The sequence below is a fragment of the Hymenobacter arizonensis genome (assembly GCF_900115775.1).
GTDB classification, from domain to species: Bacteria; Bacteroidota; Bacteroidia; order Cytophagales; family Hymenobacteraceae; genus Hymenobacter; species Hymenobacter arizonensis.
Genome location: NZ_FOXS01000005.1, coordinates 247,041 through 270,003, shown reverse-complemented (window position 1 = coordinate 270,003; position 22,963 = coordinate 247,041). Strand labels below are relative to the sequence as shown.

At 59.5% G+C, this 22,963-nt stretch carries 11 protein-coding genes; 4 read left to right on the top strand and 7 right to left on the bottom strand.

What is annotated here, in order from left to right:
* Positions 1-254 precede the first annotated feature (254 nt).
* Together BMZ66_RS17725 and BMZ66_RS17720 are read right to left on the bottom strand one after the other, a co-directional pair.
* Positions 255-7,268 (bottom strand): FG-GAP-like repeat-containing protein, encoded by a 7,014-nt coding sequence (locus tag BMZ66_RS17725; protein ID WP_092676747.1) that lies wholly within the window; start codon positions 7,266-7,268, stop codon positions 255-257.
* 680 nt (positions 7,269-7,948) lie between these two features.
* Positions 7,949-8,473, bottom strand: coding sequence for an acyl-CoA thioesterase (locus tag BMZ66_RS17720; RefSeq protein WP_092676745.1), 525 nt, complete (start codon positions 8,471-8,473; stop codon positions 7,949-7,951).
* A 383-nt stretch (positions 8,474-8,856) separates the two neighbouring features.
* On the opposite strand from BMZ66_RS17720, the gene BMZ66_RS17715 reads away from it, so the two are divergent.
* Positions 8,857-10,863, top strand: a complete 2,007-nt coding sequence (locus BMZ66_RS17715; RefSeq protein WP_092676743.1) for an FAD-dependent oxidoreductase — start codon at positions 8,857-8,859, stop codon at positions 10,861-10,863.
* A gap of 187 nt (positions 10,864-11,050) precedes the next feature.
* Positions 11,051-11,398 (top strand): hypothetical protein, encoded by a 348-nt coding sequence (locus BMZ66_RS17710; RefSeq protein ID WP_092676741.1) that lies wholly within the window; start codon positions 11,051-11,053, stop codon positions 11,396-11,398.
* Between the two features lie 185 nt (positions 11,399-11,583).
* On the opposite strand, the gene BMZ66_RS17705 is transcribed toward BMZ66_RS17710, so the two are convergent.
* A complete protein-coding gene (locus tag BMZ66_RS17705) occupies positions 11,584-13,035 on the bottom strand; it encodes an aldehyde dehydrogenase family protein (protein ID WP_092676739.1) in 1,452 nt (483 codons plus the stop codon).
* Positions 13,036-13,279: 244 nt separating this feature from the next.
* Here BMZ66_RS17705 and BMZ66_RS17700 point away from each other — a divergent pair, with 244 nt between their 5' ends.
* Positions 13,280-14,494 (top strand): phosphatase PAP2 family protein, encoded by a 1,215-nt coding sequence (locus tag BMZ66_RS17700; protein ID WP_177204785.1) that lies wholly within the window; start codon positions 13,280-13,282, stop codon positions 14,492-14,494.
* A gap of 375 nt (positions 14,495-14,869) precedes the next feature.
* On the opposite strand, the gene BMZ66_RS17695 is transcribed toward BMZ66_RS17700, so the two are convergent.
* The 3 genes from BMZ66_RS17695 to BMZ66_RS17685 form a co-directional block, all read right to left on the bottom strand.
* The gene (locus BMZ66_RS17695) at positions 14,870-17,911 is read right to left on the bottom strand and encodes a T9SS type A sorting domain-containing protein (RefSeq protein WP_143080267.1); all 3,042 of its coding nucleotides are present in this window, start codon (positions 17,909-17,911) and stop codon (positions 14,870-14,872) included.
* Between the two features lie 765 nt (positions 17,912-18,676).
* Positions 18,677-19,324 (bottom strand): hypothetical protein, encoded by a 648-nt coding sequence (locus BMZ66_RS17690; RefSeq protein WP_092676733.1) that lies wholly within the window; start codon positions 19,322-19,324, stop codon positions 18,677-18,679.
* A gap of 90 nt (positions 19,325-19,414) precedes the next feature.
* Positions 19,415-20,278, bottom strand: coding sequence for an SDR family oxidoreductase (locus tag BMZ66_RS17685; protein WP_092676731.1), 864 nt, complete (start codon positions 20,276-20,278; stop codon positions 19,415-19,417).
* A gap of 155 nt (positions 20,279-20,433) precedes the next feature.
* On the opposite strand from BMZ66_RS17685, the gene rluF reads away from it, so the two are divergent.
* Positions 20,434-21,450: a 23S rRNA pseudouridine(2604) synthase RluF gene (rluF, locus tag BMZ66_RS17680; protein ID WP_092676729.1), complete on the top strand. Its 1,017-nt coding sequence runs from the start codon at positions 20,434-20,436 to the stop codon at positions 21,448-21,450.
* Positions 21,451-21,680: 230 nt separating this feature from the next.
* Here the strand turns inward: rluF and BMZ66_RS17675 are convergent, their stop codons facing one another.
* Positions 21,681-22,958, bottom strand: a complete 1,278-nt coding sequence (locus BMZ66_RS17675) for a S41 family peptidase (protein ID WP_092676727.1) — start codon at positions 22,956-22,958, stop codon at positions 21,681-21,683.
* Positions 22,959-22,963: the final 5 nt, after the last annotated feature.

The following is a 22,963-nucleotide window of genomic DNA, read 5'->3' as shown; positions in this document are numbered from 1 at the left end:
GTTCTGCTTTTCTGCTTAATACTTGAAATTTCATGAAAAGTCCAGCCCGGCTGCGCGCGTAGAATGCCCCTTGATTTCCCAGTCTGAACAAGGGTTGGCTTTCCAGCATCTTCAGTTTATACCCTGTTTACGAATACAAGCGAAGATTTTCAGCTTTACGCTAATTTCCATTTGCTTATTAATGCAATAACGCAAGGTATCCCGCGGGCTGGGTTCCGAACAAGGGTTCCAAGTCCAGCCCGCAGGGCGGTGCACTATTCTATCATTAAGCGCCCTACCACCGGCTGGACATTGGTCATCTTAAGATGAACCGTGTACATCCCGGCAGCTAAGCGACGGACATCAACGACGGTCTGAATCCCGGCCGGGGCGGCGGCCACAGGCTGTTGGTACACCACCTGGCCAAGGCTATTGAGGAGCATAATGGTGCCCTTTTGGGTGAGCAGTCCCGCTGGCACGGCCAGTGTAAACTGCTGCTGGGCGGGGTTTGGATACAGCACGAGGCGCTGTGCCGTGGCGGAGGCAGTAGCGGTAGGACGGGCAGGCCCGTTCAGGTGAATGACCAGATTGAAATTACCAACGCTTGGAGCTACAAAGTCTAAATCGCCGTCACCATCCAGGTCGCCTACGGCAATATCGTCTTGGTTTGTGGTGGGCACCGCCGTGACACTAGTAAATAAAGCGCTGCCGTTGTTGAGGTGAGGCCGCACCTCGTTGAGGCCCCCTGTCACGCTGCGAACGTTAATCAGTGCGTCCAGGTCGCCGTCGCCGTCAATGTCACCAAACACTAAGCCTCTTGGCACTTCGTTATGAGTAGCATAAGTGATGTGCTGCCCCGGCGTAAAGCGGGCCAAGCCATCGTTGAGGTACACATTCAGGCCCGCATCTGCTATGCTAAAGTTTGGGTGGTAGCCCACAACGGCCGCATCCAAATCGCCATCGTTGTCGAGGTCAGCAATCGAAAAGCTAACCGGAACGCGGGGCAAGGCCAGCGAGTAAGTCCCCGTGAACGTACCGTTGCCATCGTTGAGGCGTACAACCAGCAAATTGCCGGACCCGTTTGTGTTAGTACCAGTAGCCACGAGGTCAAGGTCGCCGTCGCTGTCCACATCGCCTAGCCTTATGGAGCGACACGGGGTCGACATGGACTGCTGTGCCCCTGTTGTGAAGGTACCGGTGCCGTTGTTTTTAATTACATAAGCGGCCACCTGGTTGTAGTTCACGGTTACAATATCCAAGTCGCCATCGCCGTCGATATCGCCAACCTCTAGGCTTTGTCCGCCCGGGCCGTTGATGTTTTGCACGGAGCCAAAGGTTCCGGTGCCATCGTTCATGCGCACGGAGACAATAAAGTCGTGCACCGTCACGATATCCAAGGCGCCGTCGCCGTTGAAATCCGCTAGGCGCAGGAAGTGGGCATGTGCCGAAACCTGCAAAGGGGTAGCTTTTACGAACGTGCCATTGCCGTTGTTTAAGGCAAAATTGATAAAATCGTATCCGCCGTTAGTATAGTTGACGGTTACTACGTCTTGGTCGCCGTCATTATCAATGTCCCCGATTTGTGCTTCCCAAGGTCCTCCGCTTAGCGCCAGGGTTTGGGGGCTGCTAAAGGTACCCATCCCGCTCCCGCCGGTGGCGGCACGGAAGGTAAAGACTTGTTTGGAAGACTGCCCGCCTTGGGTACCCAGAAAAGAATTAGGGATGGTGACGCTCACTTCTTCGCCCGGAGCAAAGTCTTGCGCGGGGTCAAAGGTGAGCGAAGTGCTTCCGCCCCCTGCCATAACCCCGCCCCGCTTGCCGCGCACCTGGTTGCCAAACACGCGTATATCAGCAGCAGCTGCGCTGCTCACTATCTGCGAAAAATTCAGGTTTAGGTTCGCATTGCGGGCTACATGTTGGGCGTTGCGGCCCGGTGTGAAGCCCGAGGCTACAGCCGAGAACGTAAACGGCGTAGCACTGCTAGCGGTGCCACTGGGAGTGGTGACACTCAGTGCGCCGGTGCTGACTCCCGCAGGCACTAGCACCGTAATCACGGTTTCAGAAACCACATTGAAGCCTGGGGCAGTCAACCCATTGAATCGAACGGCCGTGGCGCCGCTAAAATAGGTTCCCGTAACGGTGACGAGCCGCTGCACCGCGCCGCTGCTTGGAGTAAAGCTGCTGATGGTGGGCGCCGGCATGGTGAAGTTGCTGCTGCTGGTGCTGGTGCCAAAAGGCGAATTGACAACAATTCGGCCGGTAGCCGTATTCGTCCTAATGGTGAGGGTAATTTGGGTGGATGAGACCACCGTAAACGGCACTGAAACCCCGCCCACGGTAACGCCCGTTACGCTGCTCAAAGCGGTGCCCGTGAGGGTAACAACGGTGCCGGCTCCACCACTTGTGGGGGTGAAGCTGCTTATGCTGGGCCCCACTGGCCGGTTGTGGTACACAAACAAGCCAGCCGTGGTACCAAGTCCGGGGCCCGAGAGGCTGTCGCCGCCGATGGTTAAATCCAGGCTGCCATCTAGGTCCATATCGGCCACGGTGACGCAGCGGGGCACAACTTTGTCGCCGAAAGAGGCCGGACGGCCAAACTGGCCCGAACCATTATTAAGCAGCAAAGTCACCCCTGAATAGCTGCTAAGTTGGCCCATAAGTAAATCCAGAGCGCCATCGGCGTCGAAATCGGCTAGGCGCAAGAACCCGGGGTTGCTATAATTTCCCACTTGCTGGCTCAGAACGAAGCCTCCCTGGCCATCGCCAAGAAAGAAGTGCACATTACCCTGAGTGTTATAAGGAGCGGTCCCCAACACCAGGTCGATGTTGCCGTTATTGTCCAAGTCACCTATTTCTAGGCTTATGCCGCCTGCCGGAAGCACAAGAGGCGAAGCAGTCACAAAATCGCCGGTGCCGGTGCCCATGCCACGGCTCATGTAGGGGGTGCCGGAACCGACCGTGAGCAAATCCAGCGTACCGTTGTTGTCGATGTCGGCCAGGCGTAAGGTGTTAGCATAGCGCACAGCCGCAGCATTAGCGTGTCGCCGGAAGGTGCCGTTGCCTTGGTTCATAGCCACCAGCACGCTGTCGGAACCCTGAATAAGAGCGGCAATATCAAGCTCACCGTCGGCGTTCAAGTCCCCCACGGCCACCTCTACGTTTTCTCCGTTACCGTTGAACTGATACAACGGCTGCACCGCTCCAAAGCTGCCCGTGCCAGTGCCTGCGCACCACGTCAGGCGGTTCACTTCGCGGTTGTTGCTACGGCGGGCGAAGTACTCCACCATTAGCAAATCCAAGTGGGAATCGCCATTGAGGTCGGCCACCCGCACCCCCCTCAGCAAAGGCACGGCAAATGCCAGGGTACGGGCTCCAAACTTACCGTGCCCGTCGTTGAACAAGATGCGCAGTTGACTTGAGGAAAACAATTCGATAGATACCAAGTCTGGAGCACCGTCTTCGTCAAAGTCGCCTACAGCACCTGCTGTCTGCGTGTAGTAAGCATAGAAGCCACCGGGGGCATTCGCATGATTCTGCGCCCAGCGCAGATTGGCCCGGCCCGGCCCGCTAGTGGCCGCCGTGAAATTATACACTTGAGGCTGGGCGCTGCCCGTGCTCACGCCGTTCGGCACAGGCAAGGAAACCTGCACCCGTTCTCCGGGTGCAAAACCCAAACTAGGGGCGAAAGTGCGGGAAGCCGTGCCTGCGCCACTGGCCGTGCCCGCGCGCCGGCCCTGCCGCTGCTCGCTGTGCACCACCAGCGCTCCGGCCGAACCAGTGGAAAGGCTTTGCGGAAAGCTCACACTCACATTCGCGCTCAACGCAACGCTCTCGGCATTGCGGGCCGGCGTGCGGGTTGCCACGGGCACAGGCACTACTACCGTGAAGGAATTAGGACTGGTGCCGGTGCCGCCGGGGGTGGTAAGAGCAACAGGGCCGGTGCTGGCAGCAGCAGGCACAACCACCGCGCACTCTGTGGGCGAGACTACCAAGATTTCGGTGGCAGCAACCCCACCAAACGTTATGCCCTTCGTACTGGTAAGATTGGTACCGAAAAGACTGACACGCGTGCCCACGGGCCCTTGCGCGGGTATCATGCTTAAAATAGTCGGAACTGGCCGGCCGGTATTGAATCGCACAGCCACAGTAGCTGCTGTTAGATTGCCGAATGCCAAGTCCACATCGCCGTCTCCATCAAAATCCCCAACCTCAGGCCTGGATACTTCTTGGTTGGCCACGGAAAGAGCATATACCTCCGGCAGCAACAGACCACCGCGCCCGTCGCCGAGACGCACCTGCAAAGAAGCAGCGCTGTTGAGCACCGACGTATTACTCGGTCGGTCGGTACTCATGGTCAGTGCATCGAGCCTGCCGTCTGAATTCACATCCGCCAACGCTAGCGTCTTGGGGTACAAAGGCAGTTCCACTGGTACACCGCGGGGCCCAAACTGGCCGTTGCCCAAACCGGGCCAAACGGCCAGAAGGCCCGGGAGATTACCTCCCCCATTAAGATGATAATTGTATGTTATTACGACTGCATCGGGGAACCCGTCGCCCGTGAGGTCGCCTATTTCCATATCCTGCACTATGCGCGGTGTGTTCACAGCCTGGCCGGGCTGGCGTACCATGACGCCGTGCCCGTTGTTGAGCGCCGTAGCCAGTTCCGTGTTGGAAACGGTCATGATGTCCAGGTCACCGTCCGCATCGAGGTCGGCTAGGCGCATCTGATAGATGTTATTAAATTCGGCTTTTCCGCCCACGACAAACATCCCCGTCCCATTGTTGAGAGCAATGTATACATCATCGGAATTTTGTGCAAAGGCCACGTCCAGGTCACCGTCAGCGTCGAGGTCGCCTACACGGAGCCACCGCAGCGAGTTGTTGGTTGGCACCACTAGGGTTGCCCCGGGTACAAACCTTCCTTGCCCGTTGTTGCTCCACACGCTAATGCGGTTGGCTTGTAACACCAGCAGGTCGAAGTCACCGTCGCCGTCGACATCGGCCGGCTCGGCTTCATAGTCGCCGCTCTGCAAACTGGGCGCCCCCGTGGTAAGGGCAGTAAATGTTCCGGTGCCATTGTTTATCCGTATAAGTAAGGAGCTAGTGGAGGTATTGCTACCCTGGGCTGCCACTATGTCGAGGTCGCCGTCGTTATCAATGTCAACCGCGCGCAGGCCCTGGACCGTAGCCGAAGCCGAGACGGAAGTACTGCCGGCTGCCTCAAAAACCCCTTCACCCGTGCCGCCTGTCGCTATTCGAAAATCAACTACCTGTCCTCTTACCGAGCCACCCGAGGTACCGGTAAGTGAAGCTGGCAGGGTTAACGACACTCGCTCTCCGGGCAAAAACGCCGGGCTGGGCAACAGGGTAAGAGTGGCCGTGCCGCCCCCGCTGGCCGTCGTTAGTTGCCGCCCGCGCCGTTGTGAGCCAAACACCCGCAGGCCAGAAGCAGAAAAGCTAGAAATTGGGCTATTAAAAGTGGCCTGTAAAGCGGCCGTAGCACTAGCTGCCACGGCGTTGCGGGCAGGCACGGTGCTCGTTATGAGCACTGGCGCAACGGGTCCGGACGTCACTACAAAGGGCTGAGGTAGTGTGACCGTGCCGCCAGGCGTGGTCACAGAAATGGGGCCCGTGCTGGCGCCAGCCGGCACTGCAACAGTGAGTTGCACATTAGAATTGACCACAAAACTGGCCGGCGTTCCATTGAATAAAACTACTGAGGTGCTGCTCAGCGCTGAGCCCGCTATGCGCACACCTGTGCCCACTGGCCCGGCACCCGGCGAAAACGCACTCAGCGCCGGCGCTACTACGGGCGGTGCCAAGCCGTTGCGCCCCAGTACTACCCTACCACGGGAGCCGTCGGCAGTGATGATGTCGAGGTCTAAGTCGCCGTCCACATCGCCCAGCGTAACGCCTAATGAATTGGGTAAACGGAAGGAACTCGCAGCTAATTCTAAAGCACCGTACTGAATAGCCAGCACCCCAGCACCATTATTAATATAGGTGATTACCTGACCGCCGCTCCCCTGGGCTACTACAACGTCCGGGTCGCCGTCGGCGTCTACATCGCCGATACTGAGCCCGCTGGGCGTGCTGCCGGTAGGCAAGGCCAGTGTGGTTGTGCCGGAAAACGTACCCAAGTTGTTGAAGCGCACGCTAAGCGTGCCATCTATGGCGTTGGTGGTGAGCAAGTCGAGGTCGCCATCAAGGTCTAGGTCAACCAGTGCCAAATCAGTAGGCGCGACGCCAACGGCCACGCTGGTACTTCCAAAAAACAAACCGGCACCATTGTTCAGCCGCACACTAACCGAGTTGCTACCGCTATTAGCTGTCAGCAGGTCTAGGTCGCCGTCATTATCGATGTCGCCCAATTGGACGGCCGTGGGCTGCTGTCCCACACTCACTGTGGAAGTAGTTGCCGTAAAAAAACCAGTAGTGCTGCTGTTAAAGCCCACGCTGGCCGTGTTACTGCTGAAGTTCGCTGTTACAAAGTCCAGGTCGCCATCACCGTCCACGTCGCCTGTAGCTATGCTCACAGGCCGGGCCCCTACCGTCACTAATTGTCCTGCCAGAGCCAAAATGCCAAATTCTCCGTTGCCGTTGTTGAGGGCAATGGCAACAGTGGCATTGTCGGCATCGCCGGCCAGCAAATCGAGGAAACCGTCGCCATTGACATCCGCCAGCGTGGCGCCACTAGGCGTACGGCCTACTGCAACGTTGCTGTGGGCTGTGAAATGGCCCTGGCCATCGTTGAAGTAAGAATACATCCCGTAGAGGCCAGCGCTAGTCAGCAGGTCCAGGTCGCCATCGTTGTCTATGTCGCCAAGGACTTGGTCGCGAGAATTGGTATGGGCTATTTCGGTGGTATCAAGAAAAAAGCCCCCCCCGGTACCGCCCGTAGCAGCCATGAACTGGTACACCTGACGGCTGGCGCCAATGCCTGCCGCATTGGTAAGCGTATTTGGAACCGTGACGCTTACTCGCTCGCCAGGCATAAACGCCTGAGTTGGGGCAAAATTCAACGTAGCTGTATTCCCCCCGCTCATGGTGCCAGGCCGCCGCCCGCGCGCCTGGTTACCGTACACCCGCAAGTTGGTCGCCGATGCCGCGGTGATGGCTTGAGTGAAGGTGAGCGAAACCGGCCCCAAGCGTGGGGCGGCTACTGCATGGCGGGCGGGCAGCAATGTAGTGGCAACAGGCACCTGCGACCAGCCCACCGAACTGTTTAAACCACTGAGTAGTGAAACAATAAAAACAAACTGTACTAAAGAAGTAAAAAATTGCTGCATATGCAAGATTACTAGAGATTTATAAGCAGCAAAGCTACTCACATCGTAATACTATTACGTTACGAATAACGAACTCTATTTATTACAGCATACTTATCAATCCCCCTTCAAATGTCACAGCTATCACCGAAGCACTAAAGCGCGACTATCCTCACGCCAGCGGGGGTTTTAGTTATGCGCCGACTGCATGAGCCCCCGCTTCTTAAGCATTACGCCGAAAGTAACCGTGCAGTAAGTCAGGCATAAGTACTCAATTAGGGTGCGGGCGCGTGGAGCTAAGCAAGCCGTCCTCCCTCAAGCATCACAGAGGGCTATTCTTATATCACCTAAGCTGCTCAACCCTACTTTTCGCTTTCTTCTCCGGTGGCTGCCCGCTTGCATGCCAGTATCCCAAGCGAGTACAGCGCCGCTACCGCCATACCAATATTGTTCTGGCCAGGCTATTGCGCTTAATGAGCAGAAGCTTGCTATGATAGAACTTGCTATTAGGTTAGAAACACGGGTTGTTTCATTGTCCTCCCACTATAGCTTCTTCGCTGGTTCCAGCAATTGCATAGCCTATTTGGATGCCCGTAACTGCTGGCCGCACGCCTTACGTTTGTGTTATATTTTAATAATATAATATCCAAATAACCTTGGCGTCACTATACCGTCGCGGCCATGGCCAGGCCCAAGCCTACTTATTCTTCTGAGCCTGCCGCGCGCCGCTGCTTCTTCAGCTGCTGGCGCACCTCTTTCACCCGCTCATCAAAGCCGTCCGGGTCGTAGTCGACGCCTTCTACGTCCAGCTCGTCGAGAAGGTCCATCATGGCGTTGGCGTGGTCGGTGCGAGTGCCGGCGGGCATGGCCACGTAGGCCATTTCGGACCACATCAGGGCCAACAGCCGCGCACCGGATTCGTCGCGCATCTGCATTTCCAGCACCAAACTGGAGTTGTCGAAGTGAATGAGCTGGCTGCTTATGCGTACCCGCGTGCCCTGCCGCGCCGGTTTCAGGTAACTAATGTGGTGCTTGGTGATAACCCAAGCGGCTTTTTGCTCACGGGCCAGCTCGCCCATGTTCAGGGCGTAGTGGGCGGTAGTGTGGTCTTCGCGGGCGTTGAGGAAGTAGTCGAGGTAGCGGGCGTTGTTGAGGTGGCCCAGCATGTCGCAGTCCTGAAAATAGACGTGGTGGGTGGTTTCGGGGGTTTTGACGAGCGCAGACATGAGGCTAAGACAATGGCGGAACAAGCGGAATTGGGGCAAATGTCGCAATTCGGGCTTTATGCGGCTTAGCTGGGCACCTCGCGAGTAACCTCACCCCCGGCCCCTCTCCAAAAGAGAGGGGAGCCTGACGAGATGTAACGCGGCCTCTGCGAGTCCGCGCCGGAACGATACCCGAACGACACCCGCCCACGCGCGGACTCGCAGAGTCCCTCCGGGCACGGCCACGCTACAGCTACGCCGCCGTGGCTCCCCTCTCCGCGGGAGAGGGGCCGGGGGTGAGGTTCTACGGAGCTGAATTTCCATGCAAAGCCCAGAAAACTACTCGGCACGCCTAACACTTTGCGGAAAAATTGCTACCTTTTAGCCATCAAAATTCCCGCATCATGTTCACGCTCACCCCAGCCCGTTCCGCTGTCCTTCACGCTCTTGCTGACACGATTATCCCGCCCCTGCCCGATGGCAGCCCGACAGGTTCCCTAGGGGTGGATTTGACAAAATTGGAAGCCGCCATTCAGGAGCAGCCGCTGGGGGCGCAGGCCGAATTTGGCAAGCTGCTCGACCTGATGGAGAAGCCCATCCTGGGCCTCACCTGGTTTGGGCCGCTGAAACCCTTCCGTAAGCTCGACGCCGAGCAGCGCGAGCAGCTGCTGCAAAGCTGGGCCAGCTCCAATGTGCCGCAGCTGCGCAAGGGCTTTCAGGCGGTGCGCAAGCTGTGCACGCTGCTGTACTACGGCGGCAGCATGGCCGATGTGCCGGCCGCCTGGGGCCGCCTCGGCTACCCCGGCCCCGACGAGAAGCCCGTGGACACGCCCCGGCCCATCCGGACCCTGCGCCCAACCCAGGACAGCGAGTACGACTGCGACGTGCTGGTAATTGGCAGCGGCGCGGGTGGCGGCGTGGTGGCCGGCGAGCTGGCCCAGGCCGGCTACGATGTGCTAGTGGTTGAAAAAGGCCCTTACTGCCACGGCTGCGACTTTACGCAGCGCGAAGTAGACATGCTCGGCAAGCTCTATGACGCCAAAGGAGCCCTTTCAACCCAGGACGGCAGCATCGGCATCCTGGCCGGCTCCTGCCTGGGCGGCGGCACCACCGTGAACTGGGCCGGCGCCTTCCGCACCCCCGATTACGTGCTGCAGGAATGGGCCCGTGAGCACAACGCCCCGCAGTTCACCACCCTCGAATTCAAGGAAAGCATCAACGCCGTGGCCCGCACCATCGGCGTGAACACCAACTATACCCGCCACAACGGCCAGAACCAGGCCCTCTGGGACGGCTCGACCAAGCTGGGCCAGGAAGTGAAGCTGATTCCACGCAACGAAAAAGGGCTGACTGATTCCGATAGCCACTTTCGCTCCCTGGGCTACACCACCCTCGGCGATGCCTATGGCATCAAGCAAGGCACCCTGAACACGTATTTGCAGACGGCCTTCGAGCATGGCGCCCGTATTCTGGCCGACACCAAAGTCGACCGGGTGACCATCGAAAACGGCCGCGCCACCGGCGCCGAAGCCGTGCACACCACCGACAACGGCCGCCACGTGCACATCCGGGTGCGGGCCCGGCGCGTGGTGGTGGCTGGCGGCGCCATCCAGACGCCCGCCCTGCTGCTGCGCTCCGGCCTGAAGCACCCGCACCTGGGCCGGCACCTGCACCTGCACCCTACCGTGGTGGTAGGTGCCCGCTACCCGCACGCCATGAACTCCTGGCACGGCCCGAGCATGAGCGTGGTCAACGACACCTACACCATGCTGCACGGCACCAACTTCGGCGCCAAGCTGGAAACGCCGCCCACCCACCCCGGCCTACTGAGCATGGTGCTGCCCTGGCTCTCGGGCAAGCAGCACCACGAGCTGCTGCGCGACGCTAACCACCTGGGCTCGTTCATTGTCCTCACCCGCGACCGCGACGGTGGCCGCGTGACCCTCGACAAGCACGGCGCGGCACTGATTGACTATACCCTGTCGGACTTCGACCGGAATAACATGTTGGAAGGCGTGCGCGCCGCCGCCCAGATTCACGTAGCGGCCGGCGCTACCGCCGTGTACCTGCCCCACGGCACGCTGCCTACCTTGCACGCCCAGGATGGCGCCCTGCAAAACCCGGAGGTGCTCGACAAGCTCCCACACCTGAGCTGGAAGCCCAACCAGTTCGGCCTCTACAGCGCCCACCAGATGAGTACCTGCCGCATGGGCGGCGACGCGGCCACCCACCCGCTCAAAAACAACGGCGAAACCGTGGAGGTGCAAAACCTCTTTGTGGCCGATGGCTCGGCATTTCCGGCGTGCAGCGGCGTCAACCCCATGCTCACCATCATGGCGCTGGCCCACTTCACGGCCCAAGGCATGAAAGCCAGCCGGGCTGTAGAATCGCAGCAAATGGCCACGGCTTAGTTGCACTCAGTTTTTGGCTTGGTTGCGAGCCGCTGGTTTCTCGCAGCTAAACCTTGACCCTCGGGGGCCAAGTTTGCGTATGCAGTCGCACGCTCCCATTTGGAGCCTTTCCGCTATGCTTCGCTTTTCCTATTTAAAACCTCATTTGGTTCTTGCAGCAGGCCTGCTGTTAACGTCAAGCTGCTCGTTGTTTCGACCACGCTCCAAAACCCCCGTGGTGGAAACCGTGCGCACCGAGGACTCGCCCACGCCCAAAACGGCCGCGCGCGACTTGGCCGACGTCATGACCACCGAGCTCCAGCTCACGCCCGACCAAACCATAAGGGTGCGAAACATCCTAAACGGCACCGTGGACCAGGCCAACGCGGCCAAAGCGAAGTACGAGCCCAAGTCGCCCCAACTGCTGGCGGAGCTGAAGCGCATCAACATCAGCTCCCAAAAAGAGCTTCAAGTAGTGCTGGGCCCAACCAAGTTCAAGCAGCTGCAAGCCAAACAAAGCAAAATGGCCGCTGAGATGCAGCAGCGTCGGCAGTAGCTGGGCCGGTAGCGCATTTCAGGTTTCGCACAAGAGCTTAGGCGTATTTCTGATTAATAAAGAACGTCATGTCGAGCGTAGCCGAGACATCTCGCGTGTGGTAGTAATCAATAATGCTACAACACAGCGAGCGAGATGTCTCGGCTGCGCTCGACATGACGTTCTTTTGAAATCGAGCCTAATGGCTATAAATACTTCACCAGTAGCTCTATCAGCTTGCGCACCTTGGGCGTGTAGGGCGGGTACATGGCTTTGATGCCGGTGAAGCCCACGCGCTGGCGCATCACTCCTTTTTCGTTGCTGAAGGCCAGAAAGCCGGAGTGCCCATGGGCCTTGCCGAGGCCGCTGTTGCCCACGCCGCCGGTAGGAAGCTCGGGGTGAGCAAAGTGCAGCACCGTTTCGTTGATGCCCGCGCCGCCAGCCGAGATGTTGGCCAGCAGGTAGCGGCGGTTTTCGGCGCTGTTGGTGAAGACGTACTGGGCCAGCGGCTTTAGGCGGGCGTTCACGTATTCGGTGGTTTCGCTCAGGCTTTTGAAGGTGAGCACGGGCAGCAGTGGGCCAAAAATCTCCTCCTCCAGAATGCGCGCTCCGGCTGGCACATTCGTGAGCAGCGTGGGCTCGATGTAGTTCTGTGAGGCATCGACGGCGCCGCCGGCCGCCACGGTGGCACCGCGGGTTTGGGCGTCTTCGAGCAGGCCGGCCAGGCGGGCAAAGTGGTGCTGATTAACGATGCGGGCCAGGGACTCAGACTGCTGAATGCCGGCCCCGTCGGGGTTGTAGGCCCGCTGGATGGCGGCGCTTAGCTCCTTCAGCAGTTCGGGCTGTACGCTTTCCTGCACCAGCAGGTAGTCGGGGGCTACGCAGGTCTGGCCGTTGTTGAGGAATTTGCCCCATATGATTTTCTCGGCGGCGTCGCGCAGGTTGGCCGTATCGTCGACCACGGCGGGGTTCTTACCGCCTAGCTCCAGGGTAAGGCCGCTCAGGTGCTGGGCGGCCGCCCGCATCACAATCTTACCTACTTCGGGACTGCCGGTGAAGAAAATATGGTCCCAGGGCAGCTTGAGCAGGTCGGTGGCTATTTCCTTGTCGCCCTGCACCAGCGTCACTTCCTCGGGCCGGTACAGTTCCTGGCAAATGCGTTCCAGCAAGGCTGAGGTGGCGGGCGTTTGCTCGGCGGGCTTGATGAGCACAGAGTTGCCGGCCGCGATGGCCGATATCAAGGGTCCCACGGCCAGGTAAAAAGGGTAGTTCCAGGGCGAGATAATGAGCACCACGCCTTTGGGCTCTACCTGCACCCAGGAGCGAGTGCCCAGCAGCGCCATGGACGTGCCCACGGGCCGCGGCGCCATCCATTGCTTCAGGTGCTTCATTGTGTGCTTCAGCTCCACGAGCGAAGTCCAGATTTCGGTCATGTCCGTTTCAGCGGCCGGCTTGCGGAAGTCCAGGTGCAGGGCCTCGTGGATGGCACTGCGGTTGGCGTGCAGCCAGTCGTGCAGCTTTTGCAGGCGGGCACGGCGCTCGGCCACGCCCTCGCGGCGCAGAGCCGGGGCGCGCTGCCGCAGGGCCTCAAACTGCGCTTGAAACGGGTTGGCCGGCTGGGCAGCTGCGGCATCGGGGGCGGAAACAGCGGGTTGCATGGGCAGAAGCAATGAACAAGCCGACCAACACGGTACCGACTCGCTGAAAGATACGCTGCTCGTCGAATATTCCGGGCCGCTATCCGTCGGCGCAAAAGATGACCGCGCCACGTTATTCCAGTGTTCTGCGGGTGTTACCTTTGTGGGTTACTCCGCGGGCCCGGGCTCGCCATTCACTTCGCTTCATTACTCGCTACTCAGTTTTTACCCGGGGTAGCAGCGCTGCTTTTATCATTATTTTTTCGTGAGTTACCATTACCCCCGCTGCGCCATGCGGCTGATTGTTGCGCTGTTTTTCAACCTGCTACTTGTTCCGTCCAGCTCTGCTAATGCCCTCCGCCCCTTGTTTGGTAGTGGGCCCGATTCCGTTGCTTTGGCTGTTAGCAACGGCGATACCACTGCTGCATCGGACACTACCCGGCTAGCACCGCGGGCCCTGAAAAACCCCGCTGCTTTGGCCCCGGCCGACACTTCGAAGCCCACCCTCCGCGATGTGCAGGGCCGCATATCCACCTACACCGTGGCCCCGGGCGTTACCTGGCACTACGCCAAGCCCCGCCCCTTCCGCTGGCTGCTGCACATTCCGCGCGACCTCGGCCAGTTTCCCGGCTATGCGTTTCGCAAGGAAAACACCGGCACTTTCGTTGGCCTCGCCGTGAGCTCCGTGGCCTTGTGGGCCATCGACCAGCCTCTGCTGGAATGGGCGCAGGACCTGGGCCGCAGCATGAACCTCAACGCCAGAAGCACCCAGACCACGCTGGTCTACATCCCCTTCCGCGTGGGCTCCGTCAACCTGCCCTTCGAGTTCAACGTGCCCGACAACCTGAACAGCACCTTCTACTACATCGGCGATGGCTGGACGCACCTGAGCGTAGCCACCGGCTTCTGGGTGTACGGCGGAATTAAAAAAGACAACCGCGCCCTGCAAACCTCCAGCCAGCTCGGCGAGGCCATTCTCAGCACTGGGCTGGTGGTGCAGGCCCTCAAGCGCAGCACCGGCCGCCAAAGCCCGTTTGTATCGACCAAGGACCGGGGCGAATGGCACCTGTTTCCGTCCTTTACGCGCTACCAAAGCTCCGTGCCGAAGTACGATGCCTTCCCCACGGGCCATCTGGCCACGGCCATGGCCACCGTCACGGTGATAGCCGATAACTACTCCGAATACCGCTTCATTCGCCCCCTGGGCTACTCGCTAATGGGCCTGCTGGGCTATTCCATGCTCAACAACGGCGTGCACTGGGCCAGCGACTATCCCGTGGGCATCGCCCTGGGCTATGCATTTGCCAAGCTGGCCGTGCGCAACGGTCGCACCCGCGTAGAGGCCCCTCTGGACCCCGCCACGGAGGGCACCGGCATGGCGCCCCCGCCCCCTAAGCATCAGCCCTGGTACCGGCAGGGCAAGTTTGCGCCCTACACCTATGGTCCCTTCACGGGGGCTTCGTGGTCGCTGCGCTGGTAGCGCCGGGCACCGGCATTGCAGTACTGCAGCAGCACGCCATTCGATTGTCATGCTGAGGCACGAAGCACCTTATCACCCATTGACAGTTCGTTTAACTGGGATAAGATGTTCGTGCTTCAGCATGACTGGTTTTATTTAGTGCAGTTTCGAAGTCATTGTGCAGTAGCGCGGACTAAAAGTCCCTCCGGGTACGACCGCGCTACTGTACGCTGACCGCGAAATGGTTAGGCTAATCGAGCCCTACTCTTGACTACCAAGCTGCAGCGTCGTGTCCATTTGCAGCTGTGACATAAGCAACAAAAAACCTCCACCGCGTACGGTGGAGGTTTTTTGTTGCCGACTGACTGTTATTGTCTGCAGCGGTTTTCTACTCGCTTACTGCCGCACGAAGCGACGAGTGGCGATGCCGTCGGTTGTTTTAGCACGCACGCTGTACACGCCGGCTGGCAGGTGGTGAAGGTTGAGCAAGGGCTGAGCTTGGCCAGTGGGAACGCTGCTTTCAAACACAACCTGACCCAGGGCGTTGATTACGGACAGTTCCACGCCTTTGCGATAGCCAGCAAGCTCAACCATCAGGCGGCCATCCAGCGTGGGGTTCGGGTACACATTGAGGGTGCTACCAGCCACGGCCGTTGCCGTGGAAGTGGCCGTGGCGCTAATGTTAATCGGTACCGGAGCCGAAGCAGCAGAAGCGCAGCCGCCCGACGAAGTAGCCATTACCGTGTAAACACCGTTTTGCGTGGGTGACGTCACGGTGTAGGTTTGGCCGTAGTTGCCGTGCAGCGGGCGGCCATCGAGGTAGAACTGGTTGCGCGCTGGAGAGTTGGAAGTCAGGATAATCGTGTTAGGAACGGGCTCAGCAACGGTCAAAACAGGCGTGTCGGGGGTAGCCTCCGCATTCAGGACAATGGGCTGGGAAGTGGTACCACAACCGCCGCCATTGGTGACCGTGACGGTGTAGCTGCCGCTGCCATGTGCTGCATACGTGGCCGAAGTGGCGCCTGCAATGGCCTGCCCGTCGAGGTTGAACTGATACGTGGCGCCCGAAACCGCGTCGGCAGCCAGTACCGCCGCGCCCCCGTTGCAGAAGGTATTAGCCCCCGAGCGAATGCTCAGCGAAGCGGCCGGCATGCCGTTGATGGTTACCCGGGCCGTGGCCGTAGCAGCTACGCAGCCCCCGCCAGCCCCGATGGTGTTGGTAATGGTGTAAGTGCCGGGCTGGCTATTGGCCAGCGTGATGCCGCCCGTGTTGGCATCGAGGGCAAGGCCGCTGGGCGAGGCGGTGAAAGCACCAGCCGATGCGCCCGCGCCCATGGATGGGGCAACTGCGGTGGCTGCTAAGGTGCAATAGTTGGTAGCGCCGTAGGAGAAGGTGGCCACCGGCGCATTCGTAACGGTGACCTGGGCCGTAGCCGACGTGGGGCAGAGCGCCGTGGATATGCGGTAAGTAACTGTGTAGGTGCCGGAAGTGGAAGCCGACAGGTTGATGACGCCCGTGTTTGCGTTCAGGCTCAAGCCGGTAGTGGAACTGAATGCGCCGCCCGTTGGGCCCGTAACGGTGGGCGTCGGGTTGGTACCGGTGCGGCAGTAGGTACCGGCGCTGTAAGCCAGCGTAGCTACCGGGCAAGGAGTCACAGTGAAGGCAACGCCGTTGGAAGTACCGGCGGGCGTGGTCACGGTTACGGGGCCGCTGGTGGCGCCGGCGGGCACGGTGAGCGCCAGCTGCGTGGCGCTGTTGCTGGTGAAGGTGCTCGTGTTGGTGCCGTTGAAGCTCACGCGGGTGGCGCCGGTCAGGTTGGTGCCGGCAATGGTTACGCTGGCGCCGACTACTGCGCTGGTCGGGTTGATGCTGGTGGCCACTACCCCGCTGGCGTCTTCAATGAAGAACAAGGGCGTTTCGGTGAGGGCTACGTTCTGGGCCGGTACTGTGCTTCGGGTGTTGGTGGTGGCGTGGTTCCACTCGTAGCGCTGCAGCCGGGTAACGTTGAAGGACGAGGGGAAGGAATACGTAGCGCTGGCCGATTCCTGGTTGTCGACCAGAGCTTTCGCCCACAGGGCATAGGCATAGGCGCCGTTTTTGCGGAAAGCAGCACCGTTGAGGCTGGCGGGCAGCGCCAGGGCCGTGGTGCGGGCGGCGTCGTACGTCCAGCCGTAGAGCAGCTTGGAAGTGGTGGCAAAGCCCTGGCCCGCCTGGGTAGCCTTCTGGTTGCCGGGGGTGTCGCGGATGAGGTTTTCAAAAATGCCCATCAGGGCCAGCTCGTCGTTGCCGTTTACCGACGTGCCCACGGCCGGTGCGTTCACCGATTCGCCCAGCTGGTACAGGTAAAACTGCTTGATGTTGTGGCGCTGAGAAAGTATCAACGACTTGATGACGTAGTTGCGCTGCCGCTCGTCCGAAGCCGTGCGGTCGCCGGAGGTGCGGCGGCTCACGTTGGTTTCGCTCATCAGCAGGTGCTTGGCGGGGTAGGTGCTGCCGTAGCCGTACTTGGTCAGCACGTCGACCATGTCCTGGCGCTCTTTCAAAAACTTGTTGACGGCGAAGTCCGAAGAACGGGTATAGGTGAAGCCGTTGATGGCCGTGCTCCAGGAGTGGAGCGAGTAGGTGGGGTAGCTGTGGAAGCTCAAGGCGTCGAGGTAGGCGCCGGCTTTGTGGGGGTACTGGGCCGTGACGGCACCGCCGTTGGGGTTGTCGGTGTAGCGCAGCAGGCAGTCCACGAACTGGGGGTAGCCCACGCCGCCGGTGGTGATGTAGGCATCGGGGCGGTACTTCTTAATTACCTCGTAGCTGATGCGCAGCATCCGGATGTAATGGAAGATGGGCGCCCGCAGGTTGGGCAACTCGTCGGGCCGCGGCAACCGGGTCAGCCAGTCGTTCTGGTTCTGGCCGTAGGTGAAGTCGGGCTCGTTCACCACTTCCCAGAAGCGCACTTTGTCGCCGTAAATCTGAAGCAGACGGAACAGGTAAATAGCGTAGTTGTTGTTCGGGTTCACGGTGCCGTCGGCATTCCAGATGGGCTCGTACAAATTTTTGAACAGCCGCGAGGGCTGCGTGCCACCCGGATAAATCGTGTTGTCGCGGCTGGCCGACGAAGGGCCTTCTACAAAACAGGTCAACTCCTTCATGCCATAGGTATTAAGGTAGGCATTGAAGGTGTTGGCCCGGATATTATAGCCGTAGCCCGAAACAAAATGCTCAGGCAGCGTAGGACGAACCGAGTGCGCGCCCATGGTTTGCGCTGCGGCCGCCAGCTGGTCGTCGCTCCAGGAAGGGCTATAATACCCCAGGTTGACGCCGTACTGGAAGGGCTCATTGTAGGGCCGAACAGCATTATTGGCATTCACTGTCGGTGCCTGCCCAAAAGCTGTCAAGCCTGCTCGAAAAACCAGTAATACAAAGAGAAGCGTAAAGTGTTTCAAAGCAATAGTATTTTAAGGTTAGAGAGATTAAATATTATAGACCGCAACGTACCGGTAATGTACAATTACTATTTGATAAGCCTAAACTAGCACAGGAATTTTAAATGCAAAATCGTCACTCGGTGAACTTGCCGGAAATGCCAGCAAAAACAATGTACCTGAGGAGAAAAAAAGCACGCGAATGCTGTATTATATAGGATAACAATATGGACTTTCTTAATATAATTTGAAGTGCCTGTTGAAAATTTTTGACTTCATCTTTTTATAAATCAGAGTATTACAGTCAATATTATTAGCTTCATTATTGATGAAGCAGTTTTTCTCACACAATTTTTTTCCCGTTTCACAACGCAAGCCCAACCAACCAACAAGCATCGCACTTCATGAATATACTCACTACTTCAAATATTAAAATCCAATTAAATCCACACCCAGTCACGTGATTTGACAGCTCATTTTACTCATAAACACAATTTATAGCCTCAAATAGCGCAGTTTATTTCACTGTATTAATGCAGGATTGAATCTTCCCAACCAACGCCTAGGGATATCAGGCAAGCGTAAAAACGCATTAGTAAAGGCATTCAAAATATATTAAATATTATATGTTTAACGCCGCTATAAGCCTGGGTAATGCCAATACCTTGCGCTGCGACATCGAGGGCTTATCGCTGAGTAGCTGGCCTGGGATGGACGCACAAAAAACCCCGCTCCAGTGAAGGAGCGGGGTTTTTTGATGAGCTAAGGACAGGAAGAACTTCGCCTCTAGGGGCGCTTCACCTTGCGGTTGCCGTCTTCGTCGATTTTGATTTTGGTGCCGTCGGCCATTTTAATTTTGCGCGAGCCGTCGTCGTCTACTTTCACCTTGGCGCCGTTGCGGTACTTGGTTTTGCTGTCGCCGTCGGCTTCGCGCTCCATCTTCTTGATGCCGGAGCCCTGGCCAATGCTGCTGGTGTTGCGCCCAGTGGTGGCACGCGGCGCGGCCGCCGTGGTGGTCGACAGCGTGTATGGGCCGTCGCCGTAGTTGGCGCGATTGGCCGAATAGGTGTTGTAGTACGCCGGGTTGTTCAGCGTGGTGCGGACTTCTTCGTCGGCCCGGTCATTGGCTTCGCGCATGGCCAGGTAGCGGCCGGTGGTGTCGCTTGCGTAGCGGGTTTCGAGGTTCCGCATGGTCTGGCTGCGGGTGTAGTAAGTGCGCTCGATGCGCGTGACGGCGGCGGTATCGGTCAGTTTGAGGTCTTCGGCTACGCGGGAGGCCAGGCGGCGGGCATCGTCGCGGGCCGACACGTCGTCGGTGGTCACCACCGCGGTATCAGCTTCGGTCGTGGTGGTCGTCTCAACCGTTTTCTCTTGTTGGCAGGCGGCGGTGGCGAGCGTAGCGGCCACCAGCAGGCCCAATAATTTCGTGTTCATGAGCAGGAAAAAGTAAAGCGTACAAAAACAGCTATACTGCTGTTTTTGTACGCTTTTACGGACGGGGTTAACCCGGGGTTGTTGGACTGGTTAGGTGTTCACGGTTTCGCCGCCGTTGGGGTGCAAGGTTTGGCCGGTGAAGTAGGTTGCGTCTTCCGATGCCAGAAAAACATAGGCCGGGCCCACCTCGCAGGGCTGGCCGGGGCGCTTCATAGTGGTGTCTTTGCCGAAGGTGGCTACTTTCTCGGCCGGGAAGCTGGCTGGGATGAGGGGCGTCCAGATGGGGCCGGGCGCCACGGAGTTGATGCGAATTTTCTTCTCAGCCAGCTGCTGGGCCATGGAGCGCACAAACACCGTGATGGCGCCTTTAGTAGAAGAGTAATCCACCAATTGCTGGTTGCCGCGGTAGGCGTTGATGCTGGAGGTGCAGATGATGGAGTCGTCTTCTTTGAGGTGCTTGAGGGCGGCGCGGGTCACGCGCACAAAGGAGAAGAAGTTCACCTGGAAGGTATCGAGCCACTGCTCGTCGGAAGTATCGGTAAGGTCGGTGCTCACGAACTGCTCGGCGGCGTTGTTGACCACGATGTTGAGCCCGCCGAGCTCTTGCACGGTGCGCTCCACAATGTCCGTGCAGTAGGTGGCGTCGCGCAGGTCGCCGGGCAGGGTGAGGCAGCGGCGGCCTTCGGCTTCCACCAGCTGGCGGGTTTCGTAGGCGTCCTGCTCTTCGGTGGGCAGGTAGGTGATGGCCACGTCGGCGCCTTCGCGGGCGTAGTGCACGGCCACGGAGCGGCCAATGCCCGAGTCGCCGCCCGTGATGAGGGCCACTTTGCCTTGTAGCTTCTCCGAGCCCTTGTAGTTGGGCCGGATATAGATGGGCATGGGCGTCATTTCGGCTTCGATGCCGGGCTGCTGGTCCTGGTGCTGGGGTGGCAGCGTGGTGGGTTGGTCAGACATAAATCGGGTAACAATTAAGTATGGAAAGGAATGAGCTATTGCTAACGGAGTGCGCCGGGAGGGGTTATTGTCGAGCCTGGCGGGCGCGGTGCCTACGGCGGGGTTTCTAACTTGCGGTTTGTAGCTTGATATTTTAGCCTTATTACTGTTTGCCGATGCCCCCCATGTCCTCCACCCGCCTCAATAAATTCATCAGCGAAAGCGGCTTTTGCTCGCGCCGCGAAGCCGACCGGTACATCGAGCAGGGCATGGTGCTCCTCAACGGCAAGCCCGCCCAGGTGGGCGACCAGGTGGGGCCGCGCGACCGGGTGAGCGTGAATGGCCATAAGCTGGAGCCCAAGCAGGCCGAAGACGCCGTGTACTTGGCCTTCAACAAGCCGGTAGGCGTGACCAGCACCTCCGAGCCCGGCGTGCGCGGCAACATTGTGGACTACGTGAATCACGCCGCCCGCGTCTTCCCCATCGGCCGGCTCGACAAGGACTCATCGGGCCTGATTTTCCTGACCAGCGACGGCGACATCGTCAACAAAATCCTGCGCGCCGGCAACAAGCACGAGAAGGAATACCTCGTGCAGGTGAACCGCATTCTCACCGACCGCATGCTGGAGGAAATGGCCCAGGGCATCCCCATGCTCGGCACCGTCACCAAGCCGTGTCTGATTGAGAAGGAAACGCCCTACATTTTCCGCATCACGCTGGTGCAGGGCCTCAACCGCCAGATTCGGCGCATGGTGGAGCATTTTGGCTACGAAGTGGTGAAGCTCGAACGCATCCGCATCATGAATGTGACGCTGAAAGGCCTGCCCGTGGGCGACTGGCGCGAATTGACCCCGCAGGAGCTGGCCGGCATCATGAAAATGGTGGAGAAGTCGAGCGGCACCGAAGACGCCTCGGGCGGGCGGCGCAAAGCACCAAGCGGCGTCCCCAAAACGCCCGGCGTAGACCGACGCCCCAAGTCCGGGCCGCCCTCCCAGAAAAACCCCTCGGCCAACGGCTGGTGGGGGCCCCGCCCCGAAAAAGCAGCGAGCCCCGGCGCCAGCAAGCGCCCGGCCAAAGCCGGCCCGGGCGGGCCATCGCGCGCCAAAAGCAGCGGCCCAGGCAAACCCGCTATTCGCCCCCCTGCCAAGGGTAGCGCCGGTGGGCGCAGCAAAGGCCCCGGCCCGCGCCGCTAACGCAGCCGCTGCCCCGCGCCAACAGCAGTAAAAGAGGCCGAAGCTCCCAGAGTTTCGGCCTCTTTTTTATTGGTGAACAGTGAAATACATGGGCGCCGGTGCAACTCCCTGAAGCATAGAGTTTCTTTTGGAAGTTCTTGGGCTGCAGCACCTGATTCGAGCCCAGGAGTGCGCTTTTCTCACCTGCTGTTTTCTGCACCTTAAATAACGCCCTGCGGCCTTACAGGCGGCTAGCGCTTGCTGCGCAGCACCTGCAAGGCCGCTTCCAAAGCCGGGTCGGCCACTTCGGCTTTGCTAGCTGCGCCCGGTTTCGGGTCCACGTAAATGGGTGGGCGGAAGCTCTCGCGGGGTTGGCCATTCACGTGAGAAAGTCGCTCGACGGGAATGTTGAAGCCGATGCCGGAATGCGGCAGCGAATAGGAATAGATGCCCCCGTGGAGCCGCGCCATTTCGGTGCCCACCACCTTGGCGCGCTGCAAGGCGTCGAAGCCGATGGCCAGGCCTTCGCCCATGCTGCCCGTCCAGCGGCCCACCAGTACCACCACTGGCGCGGTATAGCGCGGGCCGCGGGGCGCCACTATTTCCAGCCAGATGCGGCGCACGCCGGTTTGGGTTTCTTCCCGTGTCAGTTCGTGGCGTTGGTACGGGGCTTCGGCCTTGATAAACCGGCCCATGATGGCGCGCGCCACGGTAGTGTTGCCCCCGCTGGGGGTTTCGCGCAGGTCCAGCACCAGGCCTTGGGTGTCCATCAGCGCGGTAAGGGCACTATCGAACGGCACGATGAGGCCGTTATCGCCCAAGCTATTGTTGATTTTTAGGTAGCCGACACGGCCGAGGCGACGGGCTTCGAAGCGGCCCGAGTAGCTGATGTTCTCCAGGGCCATGCCGGCCTCGTCGGGGTGCGCGGTGAGGGCACGGCCACTGACCAGCAGGCTCCAGGTGCGCGGGGTGCGGTGGTCGCCTGCCAGCAGCTGGAGCAGCGCAAAATTGCGGGCAGCCGCATCGCTGCCGCGCTGGCTGGTGGGCAGGAATGGGCGCAGCGCATCGTTGAGGTCGACCCCATTGACGGCCGTAAGTACCATACCGGGGCGCACGCCGCTGCGCTCGGCTCCAAACCCGGGGCGTACGGCTTGCACCACGGCTTGGCCGTTCACAAACTCCGCCCATATGTCGGTGCCGGTGGGCACGAGGCGGCGCGAATCGGGTCGGTTGGTGCTCAGGCCGGCATGGTTGTCGTAGAGCTCGGCTAGGGAATTTTCGAGGAGCCGCACGAAAGCGCGGCGGCTGCTCAGGGTGTCGAGCTGCGGGCGAGAGCGGGCACGCACCTGCTCCCAATCCGTTTGCTTGCTAGCGAAATAGCAGTAGTTGGTGCGGATGGTATTCCAGAAAAAGTCAAAATCCTGTTGGTATTGCTGGCGCGTGAGTGGAGGCTTTTGGGCCGCTACCGGCCCTGGCTTCAGCCCCAGGCCGATGCCCGCGACAAGCAGAATCAGCAAACGTTTTTTCATGACCG

Coding starts and splice junctions, on each gene's coding strand:
- rluF (WP_092676729.1), top strand. CDS start 20,434: ATGCCCCCCATGTCCTCCACCCGCCTCAATAAATTCATCAGCGAAAGC.
- BMZ66_RS17705 (WP_092676739.1), bottom strand. CDS start 13,035: ATGCAACCCGCTGTTTCCGCCCCCGATGCCGCAGCTGCCCAGCCGGCC.
- BMZ66_RS17675 (WP_092676727.1), bottom strand. CDS start 22,958: ATGAAAAAACGTTTGCTGATTCTGCTTGTCGCGGGCATCGGCCTGGGG.
- BMZ66_RS17690 (WP_092676733.1), bottom strand. CDS start 19,324: ATGAACACGAAATTATTGGGCCTGCTGGTGGCCGCTACGCTCGCCACC.
- BMZ66_RS17720 (WP_092676745.1), bottom strand. CDS start 8,473: ATGTCTGCGCTCGTCAAAACCCCCGAAACCACCCACCACGTCTATTTT.
- BMZ66_RS17715 (WP_092676743.1), top strand. CDS start 8,857: ATGTTCACGCTCACCCCAGCCCGTTCCGCTGTCCTTCACGCTCTTGCT.
- BMZ66_RS17725 (WP_092676747.1), bottom strand. CDS start 7,268: ATGCAGCAATTTTTTACTTCTTTAGTACAGTTTGTTTTTATTGTTTCA.
- BMZ66_RS17685 (WP_092676731.1), bottom strand. CDS start 20,278: ATGTCTGACCAACCCACCACGCTGCCACCCCAGCACCAGGACCAGCAG.